General features: G+C 55.4%; 9 protein-coding genes. 5 read left to right on the top strand and 4 right to left on the bottom strand.

Annotation, left to right across the window (positions count from 1 at the left end):
- Window positions 1–34 precede the first annotated feature (34 nt).
- From AC5DDB_RS20575 to AC5DDB_RS20560, 4 genes are all read right to left on the bottom strand, one after another.
- The gene (locus AC5DDB_RS20575) at window positions 35–18,091 is read right to left on the bottom strand and encodes a Calx-beta domain-containing protein (RefSeq protein WP_491741643.1); all 18,057 of its coding nucleotides are present in this window, start codon (window positions 18,089–18,091) and stop codon (window positions 35–37) included.
- Between the two features lie 1,047 nt (window positions 18,092–19,138).
- Window positions 19,139–19,474 (bottom strand): DUF971 domain-containing protein, encoded by a 336-nt coding sequence (locus tag AC5DDB_RS20570; protein WP_491741642.1) that lies wholly within the window; start codon window positions 19,472–19,474, stop codon window positions 19,139–19,141.
- A 64-nt stretch (window positions 19,475–19,538) separates the two neighbouring features.
- Window positions 19,539–19,700 carry a hypothetical protein gene (locus AC5DDB_RS20565; protein ID WP_491741641.1) on the bottom strand — a complete coding sequence of 54 codons (162 nt, stop codon included), beginning with the start codon at window positions 19,698–19,700 and terminating at the stop codon, window positions 19,539–19,541.
- 3 nt (window positions 19,701–19,703) lie between these two features.
- Window positions 19,704–21,380: a sodium:neurotransmitter symporter family protein gene (locus AC5DDB_RS20560; protein WP_491741640.1), complete on the bottom strand. Its 1,677-nt coding sequence runs from the start codon at window positions 21,378–21,380 to the stop codon at window positions 19,704–19,706.
- A gap of 249 nt (window positions 21,381–21,629) precedes the next feature.
- Here AC5DDB_RS20560 and AC5DDB_RS20555 point away from each other — a divergent pair, with 249 nt between their 5' ends.
- The 5 genes from AC5DDB_RS20555 (at window position 21,630) to AC5DDB_RS20535 (ending at window position 26,087) form a co-directional block, all read left to right on the top strand.
- A complete protein-coding gene (locus AC5DDB_RS20555) occupies window positions 21,630–22,247 on the top strand; it encodes a helix-turn-helix transcriptional regulator (RefSeq protein ID WP_491741639.1) in 618 nt (205 codons plus the stop codon).
- 210 nt (window positions 22,248–22,457) lie between these two features.
- Window positions 22,458–23,051 carry an NADH-quinone oxidoreductase subunit B gene (locus AC5DDB_RS20550; protein ID WP_491741638.1) on the top strand — a complete coding sequence of 198 codons (594 nt, stop codon included), beginning with the start codon at window positions 22,458–22,460 and terminating at the stop codon, window positions 23,049–23,051.
- A 39-nt stretch (window positions 23,052–23,090) separates the two neighbouring features.
- Window positions 23,091–23,915, top strand: a complete 825-nt coding sequence (gene sufC, locus AC5DDB_RS20545; protein WP_491741637.1) for a Fe-S cluster assembly ATPase SufC — start codon at window positions 23,091–23,093, stop codon at window positions 23,913–23,915.
- Window positions 23,916–24,020: 105 nt separating this feature from the next.
- Window positions 24,021–25,448 (top strand): Fe-S cluster assembly protein SufB, encoded by a 1,428-nt coding sequence (gene sufB, locus AC5DDB_RS20540; protein WP_491741636.1) that lies wholly within the window; start codon window positions 24,021–24,023, stop codon window positions 25,446–25,448.
- 36 nt (window positions 25,449–25,484) lie between these two features.
- A complete protein-coding gene (locus AC5DDB_RS20535) occupies window positions 25,485–26,087 on the top strand; it encodes a Uma2 family endonuclease (RefSeq protein ID WP_491741635.1) in 603 nt (200 codons plus the stop codon).
- The last annotated feature ends 72 nt before the right edge of the window (window positions 26,088–26,159 follow it).

The following is a 26,159-nucleotide window of genomic DNA, read 5'->3' as shown; positions in this document are numbered from 1 at the left end:
GAAGCGGCTTGTGTTTGATCAATATCGGACAGGTTTAGACCGTTCGGCTAGCGAGTCGGTTGAAGCCACCGATCGGATCGAAGAAGAACAATTCGTCTTCGGCTCCGCCGTTGAAGTTCAGACCAATTACAATTTGGAACGTTCCACCATTGATCGCCCCAGCGGCGACGCCGTTGGTTTCCAGGCCGTAGCTGATGCCGTTGGTGTTATCGACGAAGGCAGCTCGGTTCCGTCCGGTTTGTGGGTTCCAGAAGAACAAGTCGTCGTCGCCATCACCGTCGTAGTCGGCCACCGTCAGCTCGATGAAGTCATTGCCATTGAGTGCACCAGCACTGATGACGTTGGTCATCACCGTATCTTGGATAACCGGCGATCCCAGCCCGCCGGATTGAACCAGCGTGACATGACGGTTCTTACCAGTGGTTCGGTTCCAGAAGAACAAGTCGTCCAGTCCTGTTCCGTTGAAGTTGCCAGTGACGACGGTATCGAAATCGTTACCGTTGATCGCCGCCGGGTCGACAAAGTTCGTTTGAACGGCTGCTTGCGTCGGTGATGGGCTTGTGGAGTTGAAGGCCACAATACGGTTCTTACCGGTCGTTCGGTTCCAGAAGAACAGATCGTCACCGTCATTCGCAGCAGACACCAAGAAGTTGCCGGATGTCACATTCGTGAAGTCGTTGCCGTTGATGGCGGTTTGATCCACGATGTTCGTATCGACTTTCAGCACACCAGGTCCTTGGAAGGTCACCATGCGGTTCTTCCCGGTGAGCGGATTGTAGAAGAACAGGTCGGTAAAGCCGGCTGCTCCGCCAAAGTCACCCGCGACGAGTTGCGTGAAGTCGTTACCGTTCAAGGCCGTCGGATCGATGGCGTTCGTCAGATTCGTGAATCCGGCAACGCCGTTCATCACGAAGCGGTTGGCCCCGGTGAGCGGATTGTAGAAGAACAAGTCTTCGCCGCCATCACCACCGTCGAAGTTACCTTGAACCACTTGTGGGAACCCGTTGATCGCAAACCGATCGATCGGTTGATCGGTCACGACGGCTTCCGGTCGCGACAGAACTGTCAGACGGAAGGTGTCGGTGGCGGTTTCATTAGTCGTCGTGGCAGTCACTGTGATGTCTGCGGTTCCGATGAAGTTCGGAGCCGGATCGAGGACGATCCGATTTTCCGTCACCGTCACCGTGACTTGGTTGTTGTTGCTCACAGCAGTGTAGGTGATGATTTCACCCGTCGCATCCGTTCGTGGGAGAGTGATTTCACGAATGTCTTCCGTGGTCAACATGCTTTGGTTCGGAATCTGAATCAGTTCCGCAAGCGTGGTGTCACGGTCGAGAATCGTACCCACTCCGATACCATCAATGATGCCGGCGTTCATGGCGTCGCTGAGGACGAGTTCGAAGTCTTCGAACAATTCGTCCACATCGTCGATCTTGATCGGCACCCGCACGATTTGGCCTGCAGCGTCCGCATCCGTGAAGGTCAGCATGCCGCTGGTGGACTGGTAGTCCAAACCGGCGTTTGCGGAACCGTCTCGTGTTTGGAAGCGAACCGAGGAGGTTTCGCCAGGCAGCGGAAGCTCGGTCATCGTGACGAGGAACTCGGCGAAGTTAACTTGGCCTTCGACAACTGTCACGTCGTTGACCATGAACTTCGGCGAATCATCGTCGAGGATTGTGCCCGTCGCTTCCCCATCGAGCAAGATTGCGGAAACCGCCGGTGGGTTCGGGATGTTCGGATCGTTCGGTCCCGGCAGCGTTAAGAGCATCGTAAACTCTTCGTCGCCTTCGCGGATATCGTCGTTGGTAATCGTCACTGAAATCGTTTGCGAGTCCGGTCCGACACCTTCGAGGAATTCCAATCGACCCATCACTGGAGTGTAATCCGATTCTGTTGCCGTTCCCGGAACCGTTTCGTAATCGACGTAGTAGTCGCCGGTCGCGGGACGGTTGAGCAACGTCACGGTGAAGACAGCCGTTGCCGGTGTGTTCGGATCGTCGCCTTCGATCACCGTAACATCGCTGATGGTGAACGATGGGGTGTCGTCATCGATGATCGTCCCGGAGACCACAACTTGATTGTTGAGCCCGCCGACCAAATTCGCCGAACCGGGGTTCTGCAGGGACATAATCAGCGAGAACGTTTCCGAAGGCCCTTCGGCGATATCGTCTCCGAAGACTTTGACGCGAACGTTGTAGGTTCCCGCTGCGGTCACGGTGATCATCGCGTCTTGCAGTTGGAAGTCGGCGTTCGCAGCTGGGAAGCCGGTAGCCGTTCCGTCAACCGTTTGGAAGTTCAACTGGAACGGTGCGACAACTTCGCCTTGCACTTCCACGCGGAAGTCGAGGAAGCGGTCTTCACCGTCAGCACCTTCGATGACCGTTGCCGAGAACAGCGAGACCGTTGGCTCGTTGTCGGTAATGGTTCCCGTCGCTACTCCATCCGCAACTCCGATCGTTCCCGGCAAGGTTCCAGTGATTTGGCCGGAACCGTCGGTCGACACTCGGCGAGCGTTCGAGAGCACCAAGTTGAACCGTTCGGCGGATTCGACGAGTGAATCGTCCAACAGTTCCACGCGAATCGGTACAACCAAGTTCGACACGTTCGATGCATCGATCGGACTCAATTCCCGCGTCGAGCCACCCGAGTGAATGAACACGCGGTAGGAATCGCTATCCACGTCGTACTTGAGAACCAAGGTGCCCGAAACAGCGGAGTAATCAGCCCCGGCGGTTGCAGCGTCGGTCGCCATCAGGTCTTCGGTCGCGAAATCGACGGCCACACTGGCTTTCGGGTCATCGAGCAACGCAACTTGGAAGATGATTTCGCCACTGTTCTCCGGAGCTGTCGGATCGCTCACGCCAACCGGGAAGGAGAACTTCGGATCGTCATCGATAATCGTTCCCAATCCGACTTGGTCGGCCGGGTTGACGAATCGAGCGTTGACCGGGTTACTCAGCATAACCTGGAACGTTTCGTCGTCTTCGATCAGCGAGTCACCGATGATCGGAATCGTGATGGTTTGCGTCGTCTCACCTGGGTTGAACGTCACGGTCCCCGTGATCGCTCGGAAGTCGACGCCCGCTGTTGCCGCGGTCATGCCACCATTCGGATCGACCATTGCTTGGTACTGAACCGAGACGGTCGAAGCGGACGGCGAACTAAGAGTCACGGTGAAGTTGGCCAACGATTCGCCGAAGTCGCCTTCGGTAATCATCGGAGCATCACTGATGGTCAAGCCCCCGGCTTGCAGTTGGATCGTGAATTGAACCGACCCGTCACCTTGGTTGCCGACGAGCGGGTTGCCAGCTTCGTCACGAATGCCGGTGGCCGCTCCGGTACCATCGACCGAGTTGTCGATCAGGATCGTGTAGGTTCCGAACGGATACAGTCCCGCAACTGGAGCCAACGTGACTTCGTTGGTGTTCGAGTTGTAGAAGAACAGGTAGTCCGCCGTGAGTGCCAGCGTGCGTGGTCCGGTGCCATCGTTGAAGATGACGGTGAACCGATCGGAGGTCACGCTGTCGTCGTCAATCCCGATGCCGAGATCATTGAACTTGATAACGAATCGTCGTTGGGCCGGGTTGTCCAAGCGGACGACGGTATCAGCCGGATCAAGGTCCAACGGATCGTTGCCGTTGTCATCTGGATCGATCAGTTCGACGGTCGGTCCGTTGAAGTCGGCTCGTTCGACAGCACCGCGGTCTTTGATGATTTCCTCGGTCCCGCCGCTGAACGGTGGGTTTTGCTGAGGATCATCGACTCGGGTCTGCCCGAAGCGGTCGATATCGGGAGCCAAGATCGTCGATTCCGGAATCCCCAAAGCATTCGCGAAGGACGTGATGCTGGCTCGGTCCGGCAGCGAGTTGGTGGCACTGTCGATCGCCGGTGAACCGTCGGCAGGATAGAAGTTGTTGGTCGATGGATCGACAAACAACTGCTGGGCCGGATCGGCGACGATGTCTTGCGTGCCGACAACGGTGTTCGGTCCGAAGATCGCCCCGCCGATGCTCGCGTTGTTGCCGTTGTTGCTATACAGGTTGAACCCGGTCACGGTGTTAGCCGCGTTCGAAGATGCGTCGACAACAATCCCGGTGGTCAAGTTCGCCAAGATGTTGTTGAGAATCGTCGGGCTGGCGTTGTTACTAACGCTGATCCCGGTTCCGGCAGGAGTTTCACCACCGTAGATCGTGTTGTTGATCACTCGGGCGAACGGCACCACGGCGTCTCCGACGTTGCCCGCGTTCGCATTCCCCGAGAGTGAAATCCCGGACTGACCGAAGGTCGCGACAACGTTGTTGACGATCTTCACCCCAGGAACGAGGTTCTGCGTGTTCTGTGGCGAGAAGTTGATCGGCACACCCATCGCCCCTTGCGGGCCAGCGTCGACCGAAATGCCGGTGTTCAGGGTATCGGTGATCTTGTTCTGCGAGATGACGAGTTGTCCCTGCTCACGTTCCAGGTTCGCGTCACCTTTGCCGGTGTTCACGATGTAGGACAGCGGGCTTTGTTTCTCGCCGATGTTCGCACCCGTTCCGGCATCGGTGTTCGCGACGAACACCGCGTAGTTCGGGCCAGTGCCTTCCTTGAAGCGTCCCGAGACCGTTCGGGTATCTCCCGTAATCGGATGCTCGAACTCGAACGTTACAATCGTATCGATGAGTTCCGGTCCGATTGGCAGACCAGTGATGAACGGAATACCGAAGTTGAATTCTTCACCAGCTTCGAACGGGTTGGAATCGAGGATGTCGATCGTCGCTGTCGTTCCGGTCGCGTCGACCTGCACTTGTGGCGAAGGCAAGTTGATCGGCGAAGTCGTGCCGCGAATCGACAAGCTGGTTGCAGACGGATCGAAGAGCGGAGCGGTCAGACCAAGTTCGTTGCTACGAAGTCGTGCTTCGGTGAGATCGAACGTGATCGACGTAATCCATTCTCCGGTCGGCGAATCGTTCGTGAAGGTGAACAAGTCAGCCAAGAATTGCTCATACTGTGACGTTCCGAATCCGGACTCGAACAACGGAACCCCAAGCGGGCCGGGATCGAGGTTCGAGGCGAACGAGTCGTCACGAATCCCACGATTGACCGCACCCGTTACACCACGAGTCAGGTCGATGTTCACTCCGTTCGGAGCGAAGAAGTCGACCGCACCGAACAGATTGACTCGGTTGCTAGTGCTGGAAGAGGCACTTGCGTCGGTTCCATCATCGATACCGGCGACCACGTCCAGCAAGACTGGATCAAGCGGGTTGAGCGGTTGCGGGTTCGGATTCGATTTCGACACTCGGTTGATTGCATCGCGAATCGCAGCAGCAATCTGGTTCGCTCGGTCGTCCACGAAGAACGGAACCGCAACGTGTCCTGGTCGGACACTGCTACCACCGGTAATTCGGCCGGCTGGTCCGTTCATATCGGGAACCGGCTGGAAGGATTCGTTGAGAACGACCACGCCATTCACATCGCGGAAGAGCACTTGCGTGCCGACGATGTTCTGCCCCGTGACGGTTTCTTCGCCGTTGTTCGGATCGCCGTCGTTGAAGTCGACGTCGAGACCGAAGGAAACGGTTTCACCCGGTTCGAAGTTGCTGAACGACACCCGCATGACTCGTCCGACACCGTCCAAGAAGATCGGTGTCGAGTTGATTCCCGTCAAACTGCCGCCCGAGGAAACCGTGAGTGGAACATCGTTGATGTCGAAGACAAGGCCGTTGGGCAAGGTCAAGTCGACCGTCGCGATGTTGGTGTCACCGGTATTCGTTAGCGTGAACAGGCTACCGTTGCCGAGCGTGTTGCCACGGGCCAATTCGGCGGCGAGTGCGGTTTGTGCAAACTCGAACGTGAAGGTGTTCACGCCATCGCTCACCCGGAACGTTTGCCCTTCGGCAATTTCCGCTCCACGTGGTGCAACGATGGTAACATCCGATCCGGTTTGCAGATCCTTGATGTCGATCGTGAAGTCCAACGTCGAATCGTAGTTGGTGTTGCTGTTCTTCTGCTGGAAGATTTCGAAGGCATCGTCACGACGATCGATGTCGAATTCGGTCGCTCGTCGAATTTCGAGTTGGTACAACCCAGTTTCGATTTGGCTTGCGGCCGTTGTCGTGAAGGTGGTGTTCTGGGCCTGCGAGTAAACGTCGGTCCCGGTGACATACTCACCTCGGCCGGCGAAGCCGATGATGATGTCGTCGATGTAAACGCCTTCGAATCCGTTGTTCTCAAGACCTTTGCTATTGGCCCGCGAGCCGAAGCTATCGCCAGGCATTGCAACGCCGAGTTCACCGCCGATGATCGGCAACAATTGATTACTGAAGACGTCTCCGCCTTCGGTGCGATTGATCTCGGTCAATCCCAGTGGACCGGCGTCAGTGACGTCGAGACCGATAATGCGAATGACTTCGCGGTAATTCTTGAAGACTGACTCGCGGAAGTACGCATCGGCATTTTGATCGGTGAAGACATTGACCAAGGCATCTTTGATCTGCGTCGCCACGTCAGAGAACGCTGGGTTCTCGGCTCCCAGGCCGTCGAAGTTGACGGAAGTTCCGTTGAACCCAATGAAGTTCGTCCCTGGTACCGTATCGTCAAACCGGTTCATACCGGAGTGAATCCGGATGCGGTTATTGCTGCCGAGGAAGCCTGCTTGCCCTTCCACAGCAATCTGAGTGGAATTGACGGTCACATCGATCGCGTCGGCGACCGAGAAGAGGTTGACACGCTGTGGCTGATCGAGTTCGTCGTTCACGACCAAGTCATTGCCGAACGTTGCCCGGACAACATCGCGGAAGGCCCGAGCAACTTCTTGAGCGGTATCGGTCTTGCTGTACTCGACTGGGACGTTCGCCCCGGTGTAGTTGGCAGCATCTTGGGTAAACTCGAACGTGAAGTTCTGCACATCGTTGACGACGATGGTGTCACCGTCGTTAACTCGCGACCCAGTCGGGAAGATAACGGTGAAGTCATTGTCGAATTCGAACGTGCCATTCACAGCCGACGGATCGTTCGGTTCGACTTCGGCAATCGTGTTCGGGCCAGCGTTGGTTGGGTGATTGTCCAACGACATGTGCAAGGTGTAGACACCGCCATTCGGAGGAGTTGCCCCTGTCACAAAGCCGCCACCGTCGAAGGAATTGAACGCCCCCACGCCAAGGTAATAAGTCCCGGCTGCTGGGAAGGTGAAGTTCTGAATCAATGATGCGAGACCAGTTCCACCACCGTCCGAATTATTGTCGTCATTGAAGGCGAGCAGGTTACCCGCGGCATCGTAGAGGAAGAGTTCAGTGTCGAAGGAGTTGCCATCGATATCGAACGTTCCAACGTCCCCGGCATTGGCGACACTGAAGCGATAGTAATCGAACGTGCCGTTGCCGGTCCCGTTGATCGTGATATGCGGACGAGTCGTCGAATCGAGAACATCTGGGTTGTTCGACGTGTTCCAGCCGGCGTTGTCCACGTTCTGAGCCGATGTCAGAATCTGCAGCGGAGTCGGCGAATTTACAGTTCCAGCACCTGCGATCGTGAAGGTTTCACCGTTGGTGATTTGCCAACCATTGACCGCTCGCAATTCCTCACCGACGGAGTCAATCACACCGGTCGCCATCGAACCGAAGGTGCTAAAGTCCATCCGCAAACGGAGGTTCTCACGTCCGGCAAATGGGCTCAGATCGACTTTGACTTGTCGCCAAGCTCGTTGCGATTCGATGTCGAAGGTTTGCTGAACGTCGAACGGGGAAACGTTGTTGAGTTCGTCTGCGGTTTCAACATCGAACTCATCGTATTCGTTGTTTGTCGTCAACAGCTCCCATTGACCGGAGTCGTCGGTGATGAAAACTCGGAACGAGTCGAGCATCAACTGATCGAGTGCGAACGGGTCGTACTGTTGATTTTCGGTGTCCAGGAAGTAGTTGAAGTACAACGCGGGTTGATCGAGTGCGGAGTAACCCGTGAGATCGAACGTGTTGGTTTCAACGGTCCCGTATGCCCCACCGGCGAAGCTGTAGCTGCTGTCGTCATCGACACCGAACATCAGCGTGCTGCCACCTGCCGTGGCGACGTCACCATTGAGTGACTCTGGATTCCGCGGGTCGTAGCGGTCTGTGGCTCCATTGTCGAACGCACGGCGACGATCGAATGTTGTATCGACACCATGTCCAGGATCGAACGCGCGATCGGGGTCATTATCGAGGTGCCAGAGGTTCTCCGTGAGGTTTGAGAACACCAAGCCTTCGATACCCGAGATTCCGAGATCGACGCTGGTCTGTGCATTGACGAAGATCGGCAACAAGTCGGTCGGCACTTCGACGGTCGGCGTCAGCGGGTTGTCGCCAATCGCAATCGCGTACAGTCTGCCAGATGCACTTGTGGCGAACAAGACGTCTTCGTACGCACCGTTTTCAGTGCGTTCCGGACCGCCAGTCAAACCAGTGAAGGTAATCCCGCTTGGTTCGAACTGAGAAGTTACTAAGCCGATATAAGTCAGGCTGGCCGAGAGTTCGCCACCCGGATTGTTTACCGAGTACAAACCGCCACGGTCAGTCACAACGTAGAGCGTACCGTTGGTAACAGACGCCCCGGTGATGGTTCCCCCTGGTGCCACACCGCTGAAGATGAACGGTCCTGGTGGAACGTCTCCGGTGTCATCGGTCAGAGCACGCACGAAGGTCGCGTCTGGCGGAGTGCCAGGTGAGTTATCGGAGACGGCAACAGCGGCACTTCCTAGAGCGAAGGCGTTAACGCCGGTCGCCCCGGACTGCGAATTGATCGCAGTAACCATGCGGTCGCGAATTTGCGTAGCCGTATCGTTGATCAGGTAATCGACCGGCTCATCAGAACTTGGATCGATGCCACCAAAGTCCGTGGCGACAAGGTAGTTTCCAGCTCCGTTCGGGAAGATTGCGTTCGCAAACGGAGAGCCAGGATTTGACGGATCAATAATGTTGAATAGCGTGCCTTCGCCGCCGGCGGCAAATCGCCCATCGTTTCCAGGGGCCAATGCCGTCGAGATAGCTGCGATCAATTCGGCCGAAGTGAAGGTTTCTTCAACCGGAATTCGTGCGGCTTGAACCGCGAACGTTCCGTTGGTGCCTTCGCGGGTGAATGCACCTGCTCCAGCACGGACGTTGGCATCACCATCCGGAGCTCCGGCTTGTGGGATCAGGTTGATTCGAGTCTCGTTGCCTAGGTCTCGAACAGCCTGCAGACTTGAAGCAAACTCTGTCTGAGCGTTGATCTGAGCAACTAAGAAGTCCGTCAGCTGACCGGCGTTCAACCCACCGACAGCGGCGCGATCGATGACGACTCGTCGGTCGACTGTGGCCGGTGGCTGTCCAAGATTATTCGTATCGGCGACGAACTCGAAGCGGAGTGTCGTCCGGTTGTTGGCTGGTCCGCCCGTGATATCGAAGAAATCGTTCTCGTTGATTTGGCTACCGTTGGCAGTCACAACCAGCAGGGCACCAGTGTCGAACTCGATGAAGCCACGAGCGTACTGAATCAGATCGCCGTCTTCCACACTCACGTTCGCTTGCGGGTTCAGGCTGACATTGAACAGCGTTCCGAGATTCATCTCGTAGGTCGTATTTGTGCCGACGCCGTTATTGGTGGTGAAGATGTCACCATCTTCGATCAGCAAATTCGTTCCGGTCACGGGGTTGACGTTGGCCGCTTCAGGAACGATGAGAACGTCGTCTCCGCTACCGCCGGTGTCCGTATCGAGAATACCGCGTTCGCGAATGTTCGTACCGGCTGGTTGTCCCAGGCTGTTGGCAGGTCGTGTCGTACCGCTGGCGGCACCGGCGGATGTGAACTGATACAACACGTTCTCAATGCCACGGTTGTTCCGTTGACCGATCGCGAAGTAACCATCGTTCGGTCCACCCGGTCGCTCGTTGTCGTTCAGACCGACATCCCGACTTTCGGTCGGCGTAATCGCTGTCCACGTGAAGCCGACACCGGCACCGTTATTCGAACGCGTGTTGTCGGCTTCGTAGGTTTGAATCCCCGCGTTGGTGTTGGTCGAGGAAATAATATCGTTGAACTGCGAATTATCGTCGTTGGCGATGTTCGTGGTATCGATGCGGTAGAAGTTACCGGTGTTACTATCGTTCGGAGCACCGCCACCACCATGGCTATCCAAACTGATCAGGTCGCCGGTAACCATATCGATGGTCAAGTCTTCGAACCGGTCACCGACTTCACCGACCACGACCTGAGTTGCCCCCGTGAACGGGTTGACGACATAGAAGTCGGTCGTGTTACCGCCGAAGTTCTGAGCGACGAACAAACTCACGTCACCCAAGTGCCATGGCACGATCGAACTTCCGAGTTCGATTTCACCGTCACGGGTATCGACGAGTTGGGTCAACTCGGAATTGCGTTGGTCGGTTTGATCGCCTTGGGCGACAAAGTTCGAGAAGAACGAACTGTCTTCGTCTCCGTCTGGCAACGTATAAGAACCGCTGCCATCGATATGGTCTTCGACGATCCGATCGACAGCCAGGTTCGGCTCAAGTCGAGTCAGCGGGAATGGAGAGTTCGCATCGGTGAACTGTGTGAGCACCTGCGGCACACTGGGGCGACGCGTGAAGTCCGTTTGGTCTGTAAAGTCGGTTGCGACCGCAACGATGTAGTCGCCCTGCGGTAACTCGACTGGACCGAGGAACGGATCCGTGGAGCTGTTTGTACCACGCGTGAGATCGTCGGTGTCTGCTCCGTTCAATGGAGCCGGAACGTCAGCGGCATTCCGTGAATCTTGCGACATCAACACCAATCGACCGGTGTCGTCGAACACGAACAGCGTGACATTCCCACCCGCAAAACCTTCGGCGTAGTCGATATCGAAGGTGACAGCGTGGCGTTCGAATTCTCCACCATCGAACGTTGGGTCGATGTCTTGGTAATCTACGGTGAAGCGGTAGAAGTCGACGTCCGCGTCGTTCGGCAGAATTCCAGCGACCGAGAGCGTTCCCCGATTCGTCGCAAGCAGGTTACCCAGGGCATCAGCGTTGCCGAACGTGTCGTTCGTTTCTGCTCCGTCGAGACCGCTTTCGCCAGCTTCACCGGCCAACGGCGAGTTCTTCGGCAAACCGCTGATTTCGATCCCATCGGTCGAGTACCGCATGTCAGCGAACCGCACGGTCGAACCGGCTTGCTCATCGCGTTGTTGCAGACGAATTTGAAGCTCGTATTCGCCCGACGTGTACTCTCCATTCGCTGGAGTTCCACGGCTGCTGACCCGCACGTAGTAGATGTTGTCGCTACCGGCGATACCCGGCAGAATGACCCGCATCCCGGCGTCTTTGGGATTCGTGCCGTAGAAGTCGCCACCGTCGCGGGCGTCTTTGATGAGCGGCAAAGCCCGGGCACCGGCACGGGGATTGCCCAAGCGGTCAACGTTCAATACGTTGTTGCTGTCGGAGCTTGCAATCACCACACCAGCGGAGTTCATCAATTCGACGAATGTGTCGAGCGAGGAATCCGTACGATCGATGTCGATCCAAACTTCGGTTCCGGTTTCCGCGATGAAGCTGTAGGTATCGCGGTCATCGTTGCCGTCGGGGTTGATGATTCCGTGAATCTCGAAGCCGGCTCGGTTGTTCGCATCGGACCCTTTCGTCCCGTTGCTAGCCAGCAATCCGAGTGGCTCGGCGAGTGTCCGTTGAGCGTTCGTATCGGGACCGACACCACCCCCACGTTCGGCTTCGAGGACAATGTCCACGTTCCGATCGTTGGCGTACTGATTGAAGCGAATGCTTCGCCAATCCCCGGCAGACGGATCGGCCCCGTCAGACGGTGGCGTAAACGCATCTTGTGCGATAACTTCCAGGAAACTCGTGATCGTAGCCGTCGTCGATGCCGGATCGACAGTCCAAGAGAAAGCCGTGGTCACGTCGTTCGGACCGAAGACGCTTCCCAAAACCGGATCAACGATCGCCGGCAAGTCGTTTGTGTCGATCGTGCCGTTGATGGAGAACTGCGAGCCACCTGTGAGGATGGTATCTTGCAGGTCAGAGAACTGATCGGCAGCGAAACCATCGTAGGTCGCGTTTTCGAGCAGACCGGTCGTCGCTTGATAGATTCCACCCTGACTAAAACCGACACGTTCGGCTTGGTTGAGAGTGAAGGCCCGGAAGTCAGAGTCGCCGGGTGTCCCCTGTAGCCGCAGCACGTCGCCAGAGATTCCGAGAACGTCTTCGTCCAAGTAGTTGATGAATCGCAGATTCCCCAAAGCTTGATCACTGTCGAACGTGATCGTGTTTATCATCCGCTCGCTACCGTTTGCGAAGCTAGAAGTCACAGTCCAGCGAATCAAGCCGTTCTCACCATCGAAGGTTCCTTGGCTTCGTACGGTATCCGGAGCGATCAGCGTCGGTTGCACCGTGATGGTGGACGTGCTCAGATCGATCGCACTTCCGTTGATCCCGACATCGACATAATTAAGGAACTCAAAGACGAAGTCCGCCGCCGCAAAGACTTGGCTAGCACCTTGGGCTGTGACTTGGCTGATGTTCCCGAGCGGAATGGCACCGGCATTACCGATTTCTGCAGCGAAGTAGCCAACGTCGGTTGCGAGAATATCGTTGTCGATGATCAGGCCACGGTTCACTTCCGGTCCGATGGTCGGTCCGGCGGTCCCGGCATCTTCGCGGTCACCGTTGGTGTCACGGTTCGGGAAACCATCTGGACGGAAACCAGCGGACACCGAGTCGTCATTCAGCGAGGTCAACACAACCGGGAACCCGGGAGCCCCGACGATTTGCACCGTACCGCCGATGCGGTCGTCAATGTCGAGCGGTTCACCATCAGCAGTGAAACCAGCAGTCGGGCCAAGCAATTTCACAACAAGGCTCGATGTCGCACTACTTTGCAGCAACAGACTGCCGAACGTGTGCATGTTCGTCGTGCGGATTTCGTCACGAACGACGTGGGCAATGTCGGTATCGTCCCACACGGTATCGGTCGTGATGACCGAAGGTGCGATGTTCGGATCGGAGAAGGCCAAACCTTCCGTACCACGAACTTCCATGCCGTTTGTTACGTCGATTCCGGCAGTAGCATCGTCGCGACCATCGATTCGGTTCAAGCGAACCAACGGACCGCGGTTGTTCGCAAACTGCGTGAACAACGACCGTTCTTCAGCTCCCGAGAACGCAAAACCAGTGACGTTGCCGGTATCGTCGATGGTGTCAGCAATCAAAGCGTTAGCGTTAATGCTGATGGTGTTGCCGTCGTTATCACGGAACTCGTTGTTCATGATAATCGGCTGAGCACCGCGAACGAAGATCGTCGCTTCGGAGTTCTCCCCGCGACCATTGCGGTCGAGGTCCGTACCAGCAGGGCCGGTGCCATCAGCGTTCAAGCGGAAGTCGCTATTAACGACACGCACTTGGGCTTGATGGATTTCCATCGGGTTGAATTCGGCGAAGTCACCTTCGGTGGGTGAACCACCACCAGCGTAGGAGACACGCACGTTGTTGAAAGAACCCGAACTGGTTGCATTGAACACAATGCCCGCCCAGTCACCAGGAGCCGCGGTTCCACGGGCTGCACCGGGAATCACGACTGGAGGTGATCCGCCGCCCGTGTCGATCACGTGCGTCCCGAGTGCACCCACAAGCTGCTGAATATGGAATTGAGTCGCGTTATTCGCCTGCGCGTTTTGACCACTCAACGAGAACTCGCGGTCGATAATACGATCACTGTTCGGCAGATCGATCGCACCGGTCCCCATGATCGGCGGTTTGCCGGTTGGAGTGACGACACCTGCTTTATTGATGTGGTCCAGCGAGACGGTATGACCGATCTCGTGCGAAGTCGTGCCGGCAATCGCGTTTGTCGTTGCAAACAGGTCGCTTTGGACCCCTGCGAGTGTGGAAACGATGTCCGTAAAGACGGTCGCCACGACATCGCCCGTTTGAATACCGAAGCTCGGGCCAGCACCGCCGGCGTTCCGGACAACCGACCCACCGGCGACACCCAACGGACCATTGAACGCCGGACCGGAAACACCGGTTCCAATTTGAATGTAGTAATACTCGGTGACTCCAACCGGTGCCGTGCCGATGTCGCCGATGATGAAGTCAATGACTAAATCTTCACCAACAGGGATCGGTGTCGTTCCCTGCGGAATGCCGAAGTAGTCGAACTCGACTGCCGCCAAAACCGATTGAGCAATCGTGTCGAAGTCGGCCGGAGTGAATCCGAACGCGGCCAGATCGATTGCGTCGACGACGTTGTTGAAAATGTCCGAACTGGTGGCCTCGCCGACTTCTTTGAAGTCCAGCACGAACGTGAGAATGTCGTCACCAGGACGAGCATCCGCTCGTCCGAAGTTCGAAGGCGTCTTTGTGCTATATCGCGAGTGTCCGGTGACGGCTTCATACGCTTCAAACTCTTCCTTCGTCGTGCCCTCGAGCACGTCGGCGTGCATCGTCGGCAGGTCGGAAGAGCCGTCTTGGTCAAGGTCGCTGGAATCGTTGTTAGTATCGAAGGTACCGCTACCACCATAGGTATCATCGAAGATCGACGTGAAGATGATCGGGTTGTCGTCGGTCCCTTCGGCGATCACTTGGGCACCACCACGCTCGGCTTCGATGCGTGAGGAACCGAGTTTCACGATCACACCCGGATCAATGCTCAAACGACCGGAGAACCGTGGTCGCGTCACATTGTTGAACTCAACCACCCCACCCGGGTTGCCGGAGACAATGAGGTTCTGTGTGATCACGTGGGTGATGTCGGTATCGTCGAACTGCGCACCGACTTCCAACTCGTCCAACGCCTGATTGCCGGACTGGTTGATGCGAACGAACAACCCGTTGATCGTGTTGCGTTGAATCGTGTTGTCGTGGATGTCCGGACCGATCCGCCCCAGTGTGTCACTGAAGTTGTTCGGGTTGGCCGAGATCGCACTTCCGGCATTGTCGAAGATCGTGTTGTAGGACAATGTCGGCCGAGGACCGAAGCCACGGAACTCGCTGCCGGTGGGTACACTGTCCAGCGCGATCGCTTCATCTTGCGAGTAAGCGAACAACGTGATCGGATCGAAACTGGCCGATCCGGAACCGGTCGCCACCAAACCACCACCGAAGAGAATGACGGCGTGGTTCACGTAGTTCAGGAAGACCGCTTCGGCCTGTCCTGGGTTCATGGTGTTGAACGTCTGGAAGTTGTCAAAGTCGGAGTCTTCGCGGAAGACCAAACCGCCCCAGTCGTCGGGACGCACGTTCGGCCCGACACCGTCGCTATCGCCACCGAACAGGTCGTCACGGTACGACGTGAAGATGACGTCCTCATCAGTCGTCCCCAACACCTGCAGCGCCGCCCCTTCACGCGAGACCAACGCCGATTCCGAACCGACATCAATGTTGGCATTGCTCAGTTTGAAGATCGCACCGGCGTCGATCATCAAGGTCACACCTTCGGGGACCTCTAAGTTCGTCAACTGAGCACCCGCAACGGGGTTGCCATTGTTGTCCACACCGATGATGTAAGGCGTGTCGGAAACGTTTCCGCTCACGCGGACAATCGTATCGGGCTGGGCAACGGCGAACGCGTCGGCCAAGCTCTGGAACGGATTGCCGGCGGTTCCGTCACCCGCCTGCGTGTTCGTGACATCGACGTGAATCGTGTTCGTGCCGTCGTTGCCGCGGAACGAGAAACTAAATTCTCCACCGGCCACACCATCGGCATCGCCATCGAGCGGCGTCGGATTGCCGTCAGCATCGAGAATCGTTGCCGTATTAGACGGTTGCGGCGTGAAGCCCAAACGGAGTTCGTATTCTCCGTCGCTTCGTCCACCAAAACCACTGTTGCGGACACTCGGGTCGTAGTCGTCGTTGCCAGCGGCACTCACACCGATGTAGTACGTGCCGGCTTGCAACATGACTTCGATCAGCGAGTCTTTGCTGAAGTAGTCGTCGTTGCGTGCAAGCACATTTCCGTTGGCATCGAACAAGATCAGACTTGTGTTCAACAAGCTTGGTTCTGGTGTGCCGTCCGGTACGTTGTCGGCAGAGTTCTGATTGACCAAACGTTGGGCGAACGTTTGGGCATTCAACGTCCCGGTTGCCGAGAGATTGAACTGGTACAGATCGATATCGGTCGCATGACGTGGGTACAACCGTCGCAAGTGCGTGATGTCATGATCGCCGGGGAAGACCGGTTCGCCGATCGGGTTAGCTCCCTGCACACCGACGGTCTCTTCACCCATAATGGCGGCGAGTTCGAACGAACTGCCCAAACCGATCGCTTGGCCAATTCCTTCCATCGCTTGACGGAAGAAGAATCCGCCGTACTCGTTGTTGTCTTGGTTGAACGACTCGTTGCCGTCCATGATCAACAGACCGGTCGAGAACGGGTTGATCGCACCGTTGGTCTGTGCCAGCGGAATGACAGCGTACTCGACCTGATCCCCAGCTCGCGGCTCGATTTTCGTGACTTGCGGACCACCAGGGAACTGGCTGACGTTGATCTGACCAACGGCGATCGTCAACCCGTTGAATTCGGTCTCCACGAACTGAACACCAGCGTAATAGCTGAACAAGTCGAAGATTTCCCGAATGCGTTGTTTTTGCAGTTCGGAAATCGTGTTCTCTTGTTGAACACCACCTTGGTCGAAGCCATAGACCGTCTGGAAGTTGTACTTGATGACGGGAATTTGCTTTGGCACTTGCAGCGGTGTGCCGTCTTCGTTGAATTGCAAGTGATTCTGCGGCGTCACATCGCGGTGGCCTGGCTCATCATTGCCACCCGGTTCCGGCGGTAGCAGCACGAACGCATCTTGCGGCTCGATCAATGCATTGATCACGCGTCCCAGAGTTGGATCGAGCGCACCAAGATCCGTCGCGGTGTTGAAGCTAGAGTTGTCGTCGTTCGTTTCGTTGAACGGCGTAATCGTGGCTCCACCTTGGAAGTCCTGACCGATCCGCAGATTGTACAGCTCGCCGTCGATCGGTTGTGCAAATTGCAGCGAAACCGTGTTTGAGGACTCATAGAACAGCACATTCGACGGCAGAATCGTTCCACCGTTGATCGCGTCAACCAACCGATAATTTGAAGCGACCGTAGCCGTGATCGGATCGAGCGGATCGTTGGTGTTGAAGTACACATTGATCCGATCCCGTTGCGGGATGATCGCCCCATCGTCGAGTTCGACCCCGCTGCCCGTGACCGAAACTTCCGGCGAAAATGCATTGCCGACCAGCGAAACAATCCTACGATCGGTCGGGTCCTGAGTGACGGTCAACGCTTGCTCGGGGCCGACGAAATCATTGTTGAGTTTCGTTTCGATCGCGTTACGAATCCGAGTCGCGAGTGTGATCGGATCGTTGATAGCCGGGATCACAACGGCATTGGCATTGTTGGAGCCGTCGTTGTTTGTGTCGAACTCAAACTCGAAGAGTTGACCGGCAATTGTGACGAGCAATGTGTCGCCGTCTTGCACGGAATTTGGGTCGGTGACGCGAATCAGTGTTTCCCGAATGACCGGTTGCGGGACCACACCTTCGACTTTGGCGCCGAGATCCAACTCGAAGTTACGGACGAAGTCACTACCGTCTTGGAAGAGTTCGCCGTTCACGTTCGCCAGCGGACCGCCAGGCCCGACGAATGGCGACTCGGACGCCGGATCACCGATGATGATGATCTGGTAAAGATCGTCCGGCAGGTTTTCGGCGAACCGCACGATGACTTCGTTGCCCCGGTCGCCGATGCCGATGAATCCAGGCGTGACCACGATATCGTCGGGGTTGCCGGTGGTATCGTTGGCGTTATTAAACACCCCGTCAGCGCCAGCCCGAACGACGCGAATCCCGCCAAGGGTCGCCGCGTCAATCTCTTGGCCTTCGCTGAATTGAATGGTCAATTCGCGGAATTGCTCATCGAGCGTGGTGTTGTTCTCGATCGTCCCACCGGTATTGGGGGAAATCGTCACCACTTGTGGACCAGCGAGCAGAACTCGCTCCTCCAGTGACTCAACTGTGCCGACTCCCCGTTGGCGTTTACTGATAGGACGTCGTTTGCGACTTGGGCGGGGAGCACCCTTTCCACGAAACGCCAGTCGGGAATACACAGTGTCAAGCCAGTGCTTGATGAGCATCGTCGGAATCCTTGGTGGGTCTCTGAGCAATATCGATATGGAAAATTGGCCGGATGAATGGAATCCGACCCCGCAGGATACCGCTTACGCACGGAACCCGGGGCGAATCAATTGAATGGTTCAATCGGTTCTTAGGAAGAATATTTCATCTCGCGACACCCACCCCACAGGAATGATGGAAGCTGTTGCAGACTCAGAAACAACAACCCACATCAAGGAATTGGCTTCGCGAATGGATTTCTCAACACTTGGTGGTTCACTGACGAAACGGTCGCAGACACGTTGTTTTCGCCAGTGATGGCCATCGGCCTTTGCCGGAAGAATAGACGTTCACCGAAGAGATGAGCTTCTAAAGAATAGAACCGAAACGCCCTGCATTGCAGAATATTTCGAGCGACTTTCTCTCTTCACCGAACACCAACCCGAAGACAAACTATCTACGGATCTCTCCGGACTCGGACCAACTCTGCGAATCGTATGCCGAAATTGAAATTGAACTGTGGGAATGGCCACGAGTGTGTGTCCCACCGGACGCTCCCAATGCACGGCAACGCGCGGAATACAACATGAAAGCGAAAAATAGTCAGAAGACCACTTTCGGTTTCGGTAATCCTGCAGGGCTAGCTAAAGAACGACGGATAGAGTTACCGGAGAAGATGCAAAAAACCGGTAATAATGCGGGATTGCACGGGGTTTAACGGCAGGTTCAACTTCGCTAAAGATTGACAAACCACCAGCACAACCAACACAGCAGCGGAAAGAGGAGGAAGAGCAATGCCGCTGTCACCCACGTCGATTGACGACCATCCGGCCAGCGACCCATGATAGCACACATCCAATTTTTACAACGAATTGATGAAATTTGCATCACAGGTCGCAACAGCGATCAGTGAGCGTTGCATTTTGTATGTTTCAAATTGAAACAGCATGTATCATTTCGCCACAATCGTAGCGAGATGCACCACTTTACTGAATGTCAAATTTTCGCCCTGCTTCCCGATCGTGGCAGCAAGAAACCAGCAGGATCGAACCAGTCACAGGCGACCACTATTCGCCGACGTCACGATTGAGAGCCTCTTCACCCAAGGCGTGAAGATAGTCAAGGGTATAGATCCCTGTATTATGCCCGTCACTGAAGGAAATGTGATAGGCATAGTTTCCGGCCGGCTCCATCGCGACGGGACGCAATGGCTGCGTCTCTGCCGGCGAGAGAATCGTAAGCACTGGCTTTTCCGGCGGCGGCTGCACACGTTCGGCTCGACACGTTGCACAGGGACACGCCCGCCGTAGCACCTCCCAACGGAGCCGATGCGTCACGCCGTCGCTCCAGGTCAAAAGCAATGCGTCGCCATCATTTTTCAAAGCTTGCGGGGGAGTGATCATTTTCATCGTTTGCTAGCGGCATACGGTCCTTCGATGGCGACGATGCCATCGCGTGAACACAGCCTTAATCCTCGTACTGCGTATCTTTCGTGTCAATCTCGAGCGGTCCGCGAATGTCTTGCATATCGATTGGCGGGAGCGTCAAAACACGATACAGACAGAAACTGACCAGAGCCAATACCGCCCCCACGGAGAGCATCATCACAACAAGTGCGCCATAACTCATCTGCTAAACCTCCTCTTCAGAGACTGGAGTTGCAACCGTTGGTGCTGGCTCTGGACCAAATGTCAGGCGGCCTTCGCGTTCCCAACGACGACCGGCTATGCGAATCAACATCAACAAGAACCCCGTGATCACCATAATAAACAGAACGGATGCCAACGCTGCTGGCGTTTTGCTGATCTGTTCCAGGTATCCCGGAGCGTTGTTGATACAGAACGCAATAAAAATGACGAGCAGATAGACCGGCACAACAAATTTTAGCATGTACTGAACGAATCGCGGAATGCGGATATTCGCCCCCTTGTGCGCCTCTTCCTCGCCTTTGACGATCCCCATTGCCCAGCCGTACAGAATCGACTGGATCAGAGCCAACACAAAGATCATCACGCTGCCAACCCAGAAATCCATCGTATCCAGCGCCACAAGCCCCTTGGATAGGTACAACGTTACTCCGCAGCCAATCGCGGCCAACAACCCCAGGAATGCAGCGGAGTCACGACGGCGAAGGTTGAAACCCTCTTCCAGAAACGCAATTACGGGCTGCAGCATGGAAACGCTACTCGTCACAGCCGCGATGAATAGCATAAAGAACCAGAGGAATCCAAACACCTGCCCGCCGGTCATCTGAGCGAACACATTCGGGAGCGCCACAAACCCCAAGCCGAATGTGCCTTGTTCACCAACCGCCGGACCAAGAAAAATAAATGCGGCTGGCAGCGTGATGAGCCCACCGAGACAGACCTCGAAAAACTCGTTCATGCTGCTCGATGTCAGACCGCTTAGCACGACATCATCGCTCTCTCGCAAGTAGCTCGCGTAATTGATGATGATCCCGAAACCCACGGATAAACTAAAAAAGATCTGTCCGGAAGCAGCAAGCCACGTCTTCGGATCTTTCAACGCCTCCCCTTTGGGGCTCCACATAAAGTCTAATCCGCCCAACACCGACTGGTCTGGCTTGCTGGGATCTGGCGTCCCAAGCGTGAGCACGCGAATTAACACGATCACCGCCAACACGATCATCACGGGCATAGCGACTTTGCAGAACGACTCGATCCCTTTTGTCACACCGCGATAAATCAGCATGAAGTTGAACGCAAACACGCCGACTAGAATCAGAAGCCAATTTCGTCGCCCGGGTGACAACAATGCCCCATCGGCCTCAGCACCGACGAAGTAATCGAAGAAAGACTTGAACGCGGCAGACAACGCTTCTTGGTCTGAAATCGGGGTTTCCGCTGCCGCCTTTGCTTGAGCGGCTAACTCGTCGATTGCCCCGCCGGAACCTGCGACGAGATCCCCAGTGAGGTACCGAATTGCGTATCCTAGGCACCACGCTTCGATCAACACGTAGTACATGTAAATGACCAGCGGCAGCAACAATGCGATCGCACCGAAATACTTCGACCAGCGGTTTCGCCAAATTGTCGAGTAAATTCCGGGGGCCGAATTAAAACCTTTCAGACCGCCGTATCGCCCCATCGTCCACTCCGCCCAGCACAGCGGAATCCCCAGCACGAGCAACGATATAAAATAGGGCAACATAAACGCCCCGCCGCCGTTCTGAGCCGCCTGACCGGGAAACCGCAAGAAGTTCCCTAAGCCAACTGCGGAGCCGGCGACCGCTAAAATCACCCCAATCCGAGAACCCCATTGTTCCTTGGACTTCGGTTGCTCACTCACAGATTCCGTCCTTTTCTCCAAGTGCCGATCAGTGAAGAGTTTCGAGCGTCGGCACAGTGTAACAACCTTTCCAGGGAGGAGAAACTCATCAACAAAATCAATCGTGTTTTCGCTTCGACAGCCGGAATCTGGCGACAGACGGTTATTTTTCGCATTTTTCGTTGTTAAAATTGTCGGAGATGTCTAGAATCCTCCCAGACGCGGTGAATGGAAACCATTTTGGCCAACAGACACCCCCGAGAATTCTCCATGCAACACCGGCTTGAATCCCAAGATCAAGAGTTTCTCCATCGCCTGAACCAGGTCGGTGGCGGAACGATTCAAGAGTTGTGCGTGGAGTTCGGCGTGACCGCCACAGCGATTCGGCAACGCCTGAGTCGCTTGGAAGGCCAGCGTTTGGTCGAGCGTGTAGCGATGCGTGAAGGGCGAGGTCGTCCCGCACATCGTTATCGCGTCACTGACGCCGGCCAAAAGGAATTGGGCGATAATTACGCCGATCTCGCTCAAATACTTTGGAGAGAACTGACGGAAATTGAAGATGTCGAGGTTCGTGCTCGCATCTTGGCCAAAATCACGGATGCATTGGTCCAGCGGTTCAGCTCGGCGTCGCACGGAAAGACGCTGGGTGAGAAATTTGAACGACTCAAAGACGCATTGATTGACCGAGGTTTTCAGGTCGAGTTGGACGGGTCTGGTGAACTGCCGATCCTGCGGGAGAATCATTGCCCGTATCTCGATCTGGCTCAGGCAGACGATTCGATCTGTGAGTTGGAACAAGAAGTCTTTCGCCGGGTTTTGGGAACGGATGTCCGCCTGACGCAGTGTTGTCTCGATGGTCATTCCTGTTGCGAGTTTGAGCCTGCTTAGCAGCAGTGAAGAAACCGCCCGAAGATGTTCCGCCACGTGGCGCGTTGCATCCGAGAGATTGTCTCCGTAAAGTGCTGTTCCATTTTGAGTTGAGATTTCGTTCCTAAGACCATGCGGCCAAAACTCGCGGCAGTCACGATATCGACAGTGAAGAATGTGAATTGGCGAGTTGCGACCACTGGTCCGAAAATTCCAAAGGCGGATTGATCGATGACTTGGATCGAAGGACGATTTGAAGAAAACGTCGGATTGACGACGTTGGAACAGGCGATGAACTGGGCTCAAGAGTCCAGCGTGTGGCCGATGACGTTCGGTCTGGCTTGTTGTGCGATTGAAATGATGGCGACTGGAGCCAGTCGTTATGACTTGGACCGGTTCGGCGCGGGTGCGTTTCGTGCCACCCCGCGACAAGCCGATTTGATGATCGTCGCCGGTACCGTGACATTCAAAATGGCCAGTCGCGTTCGACGACTTTACGAGCAGATGCCCGATCCGAAGTACGTGATCGCCATGGGTGCTTGCACCGTCGGCGGTGGACCGTACTTCAAGCACGGGTACCACGTGGTGAAAGGCGTCGATTTGGTGGTTCCGGTCGATGTGTATGTTCCGGGATGTCCTCCGCGACCGGAAGCGTTGCTCGAAGGCATCATGCGAATTCAGGATAAAATCAAGACTCGTCGGCTTGGCAAGAAGCAGGGCACGGCGGGATTCGGAAAACAAGGTGAGAAAGTGGTCGACGCGACCATCGTCCCTCACCATCGCGGCCAAGTTGCCGTTCCGCACGTCGCCACTTTGGACGTGTAACACAGTCAGAAATTTGCGATTTGAACAGGGAATTTTGGTGTGACTAGCATTCTGTCCGTGAAAGACCTCCACGTCTCCGTCGGTGAAACTCCGATTTTGAAGGGCGTGAATCTCGAGATCAAACAAGGCGAAGTACACGCTTTGATGGGACCGAACGGTTCCGGGAAAAGTACGTTGGCCTATGCGTTGGCAGGTCATCCAAAATACGAAATTACCAGCGGTGAAGTCACGGTTGACGGAACGGACATCGTCGAACTTGACGCGACCGAACGGGCGCGGATCGGTTTGTTCCTCGCGTTCCAATATCCCACCACGATTCCGGGTGTGAAAGTGGCGGATTTCTTGCGTCACGCTATCACAAACGTGAGAAACCCGGATCGTAAAGAGGGTGAGAATCTCATCGGCATGCGTGAGTTCCGCAAGGAACTGCGTTCGCGGATGGAAGAGTTGGGCATGCCCTTGGAGTTCGCTCGGCGGTACGTCAACGAGGGCTTCTCGGGTGGCGAAAAGAAACGCATGGAGATTTTGCAACTCGCCATGCTCAAGCCGAAATTCGCGTTTCTTGATGAAACCGATTCCGGTCTCGATACTGATGCGGTCAATGTGGTTAGTGAAGGTGTGCGACGACTCTCCGAAGAAAACGGCATGGGCTCGTTAATCATCACCCACCACGACCGGTTACTGCAGTACAACGTGCCCGACTTCACCCATGTGATGTTGGCGGGACGGATTGTCGAAAGTCAATCGGGTCCGGAACTCGCACACGAATTGCACAGCAACGGCTACGTGAAAGTTCGCGAACGTCACCCCGAAGCTGCTGCTGAGCAAGAAGCCGCCGAAGACCAAGTCACAGCAGGCGCTTAATTACCCCCGTTTGAGTAGTTACCCCCTGTTGAGAACGTATTGCACGAACTCACTTTGAGTAGAATTCAAGCCGCGGTTCCTGGTGAACTGCAGGAGATTTATTGAATGTCGACTGAAATCAACACGAGTGTCAATCCGGAGGCCTCCGTTGCGGTAGGTGATTATCAGTATGGTTTTCACGACCCGACTGATAAGTACGTCTTCACCAGTCGCAAAGGTTTGGATCGTGAGATCGTCGCTCAGATTTCCGAAATGAAGAACGAGCCGACCTGGATGCGCGAAATGCGGATGCAGGCACTCGAGACGTTCTTCGAAAAACCCATGCCCGATTGGGGTGGAGATCTGTCGAAACTTGATTTCCAAGACATCTACTACTTCGTGCGTGCGTCGGACAAGCAACAAAAAAGCTGGGACGACGTTCCGGACGACATCCGCAAGACCTACGACCGGCTCGGAATTCCGGAAGCGGAAAAGAAGTACCTCGCCGGCGTGAAAGCCCAATACGAATCGGAAGTGGTCTACGGTTCGCTTCAGGAAGACCTGGAAAAGAAGGGCGTGATCTTTACCGATACCGACTCCGCCCTTCGCGAACACGAAGACTTGCTGCGTGAATACTACGGCACAGTCATTCCTCCGCACGACAACAAGTTTGCTGCGTTGAATACAGCCGTGTGGAGCGGTGGATCATTCATCTATGTTCCGCCGGGTGTGCATATCGACTTCCCGCTGCAAGCCTACTTCCGCATCAACAGCGAAAACATGGGGCAGTTCGAACGCACGCTGATCATCGTCGATGAAGGCGCGTCGGTGCACTATGTCGAAGGTTGTACGGCTCCGACGTATAGCAGCGAAAGCTTGCACTCGGCAGTTGTGGAAATCATCGTCAAGAAGAATGCCCGGTGTCGTTACACCACGATTCAGAACTGGTCCGACAACGTCTATAACCTCGTCACCAAGCGAGCGATGGCCTACGGCGACTCGTTGATGGAGTGGGTCGACGGTAATCTCGGCTCACGGCTGACAATGAAATACCCAGCCATTTATTTGATGGAACCCGGTGCTCGCGGCGAAACACTTTCGATTGCATTCGCGGGTGAAGGCCAACATCAAGACGCTGGCGCGAAAATGGTGCACTGTGCTCCGAATACTAGTAGTCGGATCATCTCAAAGAGTATCAGTCGAGCTAGCGGTCGCAGTTCGTATCGTGGACTCGTCAAAGTCCAAAACGATGCCAAGCACTGCAAGAGCAACGTCGTCTGTGATGCGTTGATTCTCGATAGCGTCAGCCGCAGCGATACGTATCCTTATATCGAAGTCGATGAAGACGATGTCTCCATCGAACACGAAGCATCGGTTTCGAAGATCGCCGAAGAACAACTCTTCTACCTGATGAGTCGCGGTCTTTCGGAAGCGGAAGCCTCGAGCATGATCGTGACTGGCTTCATTGAACCACTCGTCAAAGAACTCCCGATGGAGTACGCCGTCGAAATGAACCGTCTGATCGAACTGCAAATGGAAGGTTCAATCGGCTAGCAAATTGCTGTGAGTGTTCGAGAGAGGCGAAGTACGATGTCGACATCAGCATTAAAACGCTACACCGTCGAGGAGTATCTCGCCTTCGAACGCGAAAGTGACACTAAGCACGAGTACTATGACGGCGAAATCTTCGCCATGACCGGGGCGAGCTTGGCTCACAATCTCATCACCGGCAACCTTGTGGCAGCGTTAAATGTATCGCTGCGAGACACTGACTGTTTAGTACTTCCACAGGATATGCGGGTGCATTGCCCAACGGGGCTTTACACCTACCCTGATGTCACAGTCGTTTGCGGTTCCCCGGAACGCCTTGACGAGCGAACTGATACACTCCTCAATCCATTGATTTTGTTCGAGGTCGCCTCGCCTTCAACGGAAGCTTACGATCGCGGACGAAAGTTTGGTCATTATCGTACGATTGTGTCACTGAAAGAGTATGTCTTAGTCGCTCAAAATCGTCCTACAGTCGATCACTTCGCGCGACAGACAGGGACGGACCAATGGTTGATGACCTCGTACTCCAACCTTGAACAGAATATCGAGTTACCGGCGATTGATGGTGTGCTTGCCATGTCAGATCTCTTCGCCAAAGTAGAATTTCCCCCGGAAGAGCCAAACGAAACCGGCACACCATAGTCAGTTCACAGGCTCGCAATTCATTTTGATTCTTCCCCCATAATCTTATGACTTCTGCACTTGAATTGGCCC

The organism is Thalassoroseus sp. (assembly GCF_984380535.1).
The sequence above is the reverse complement of the archived record's forward strand: the minus strand, read 5'-3'. Positions and strand labels throughout refer to the sequence as shown.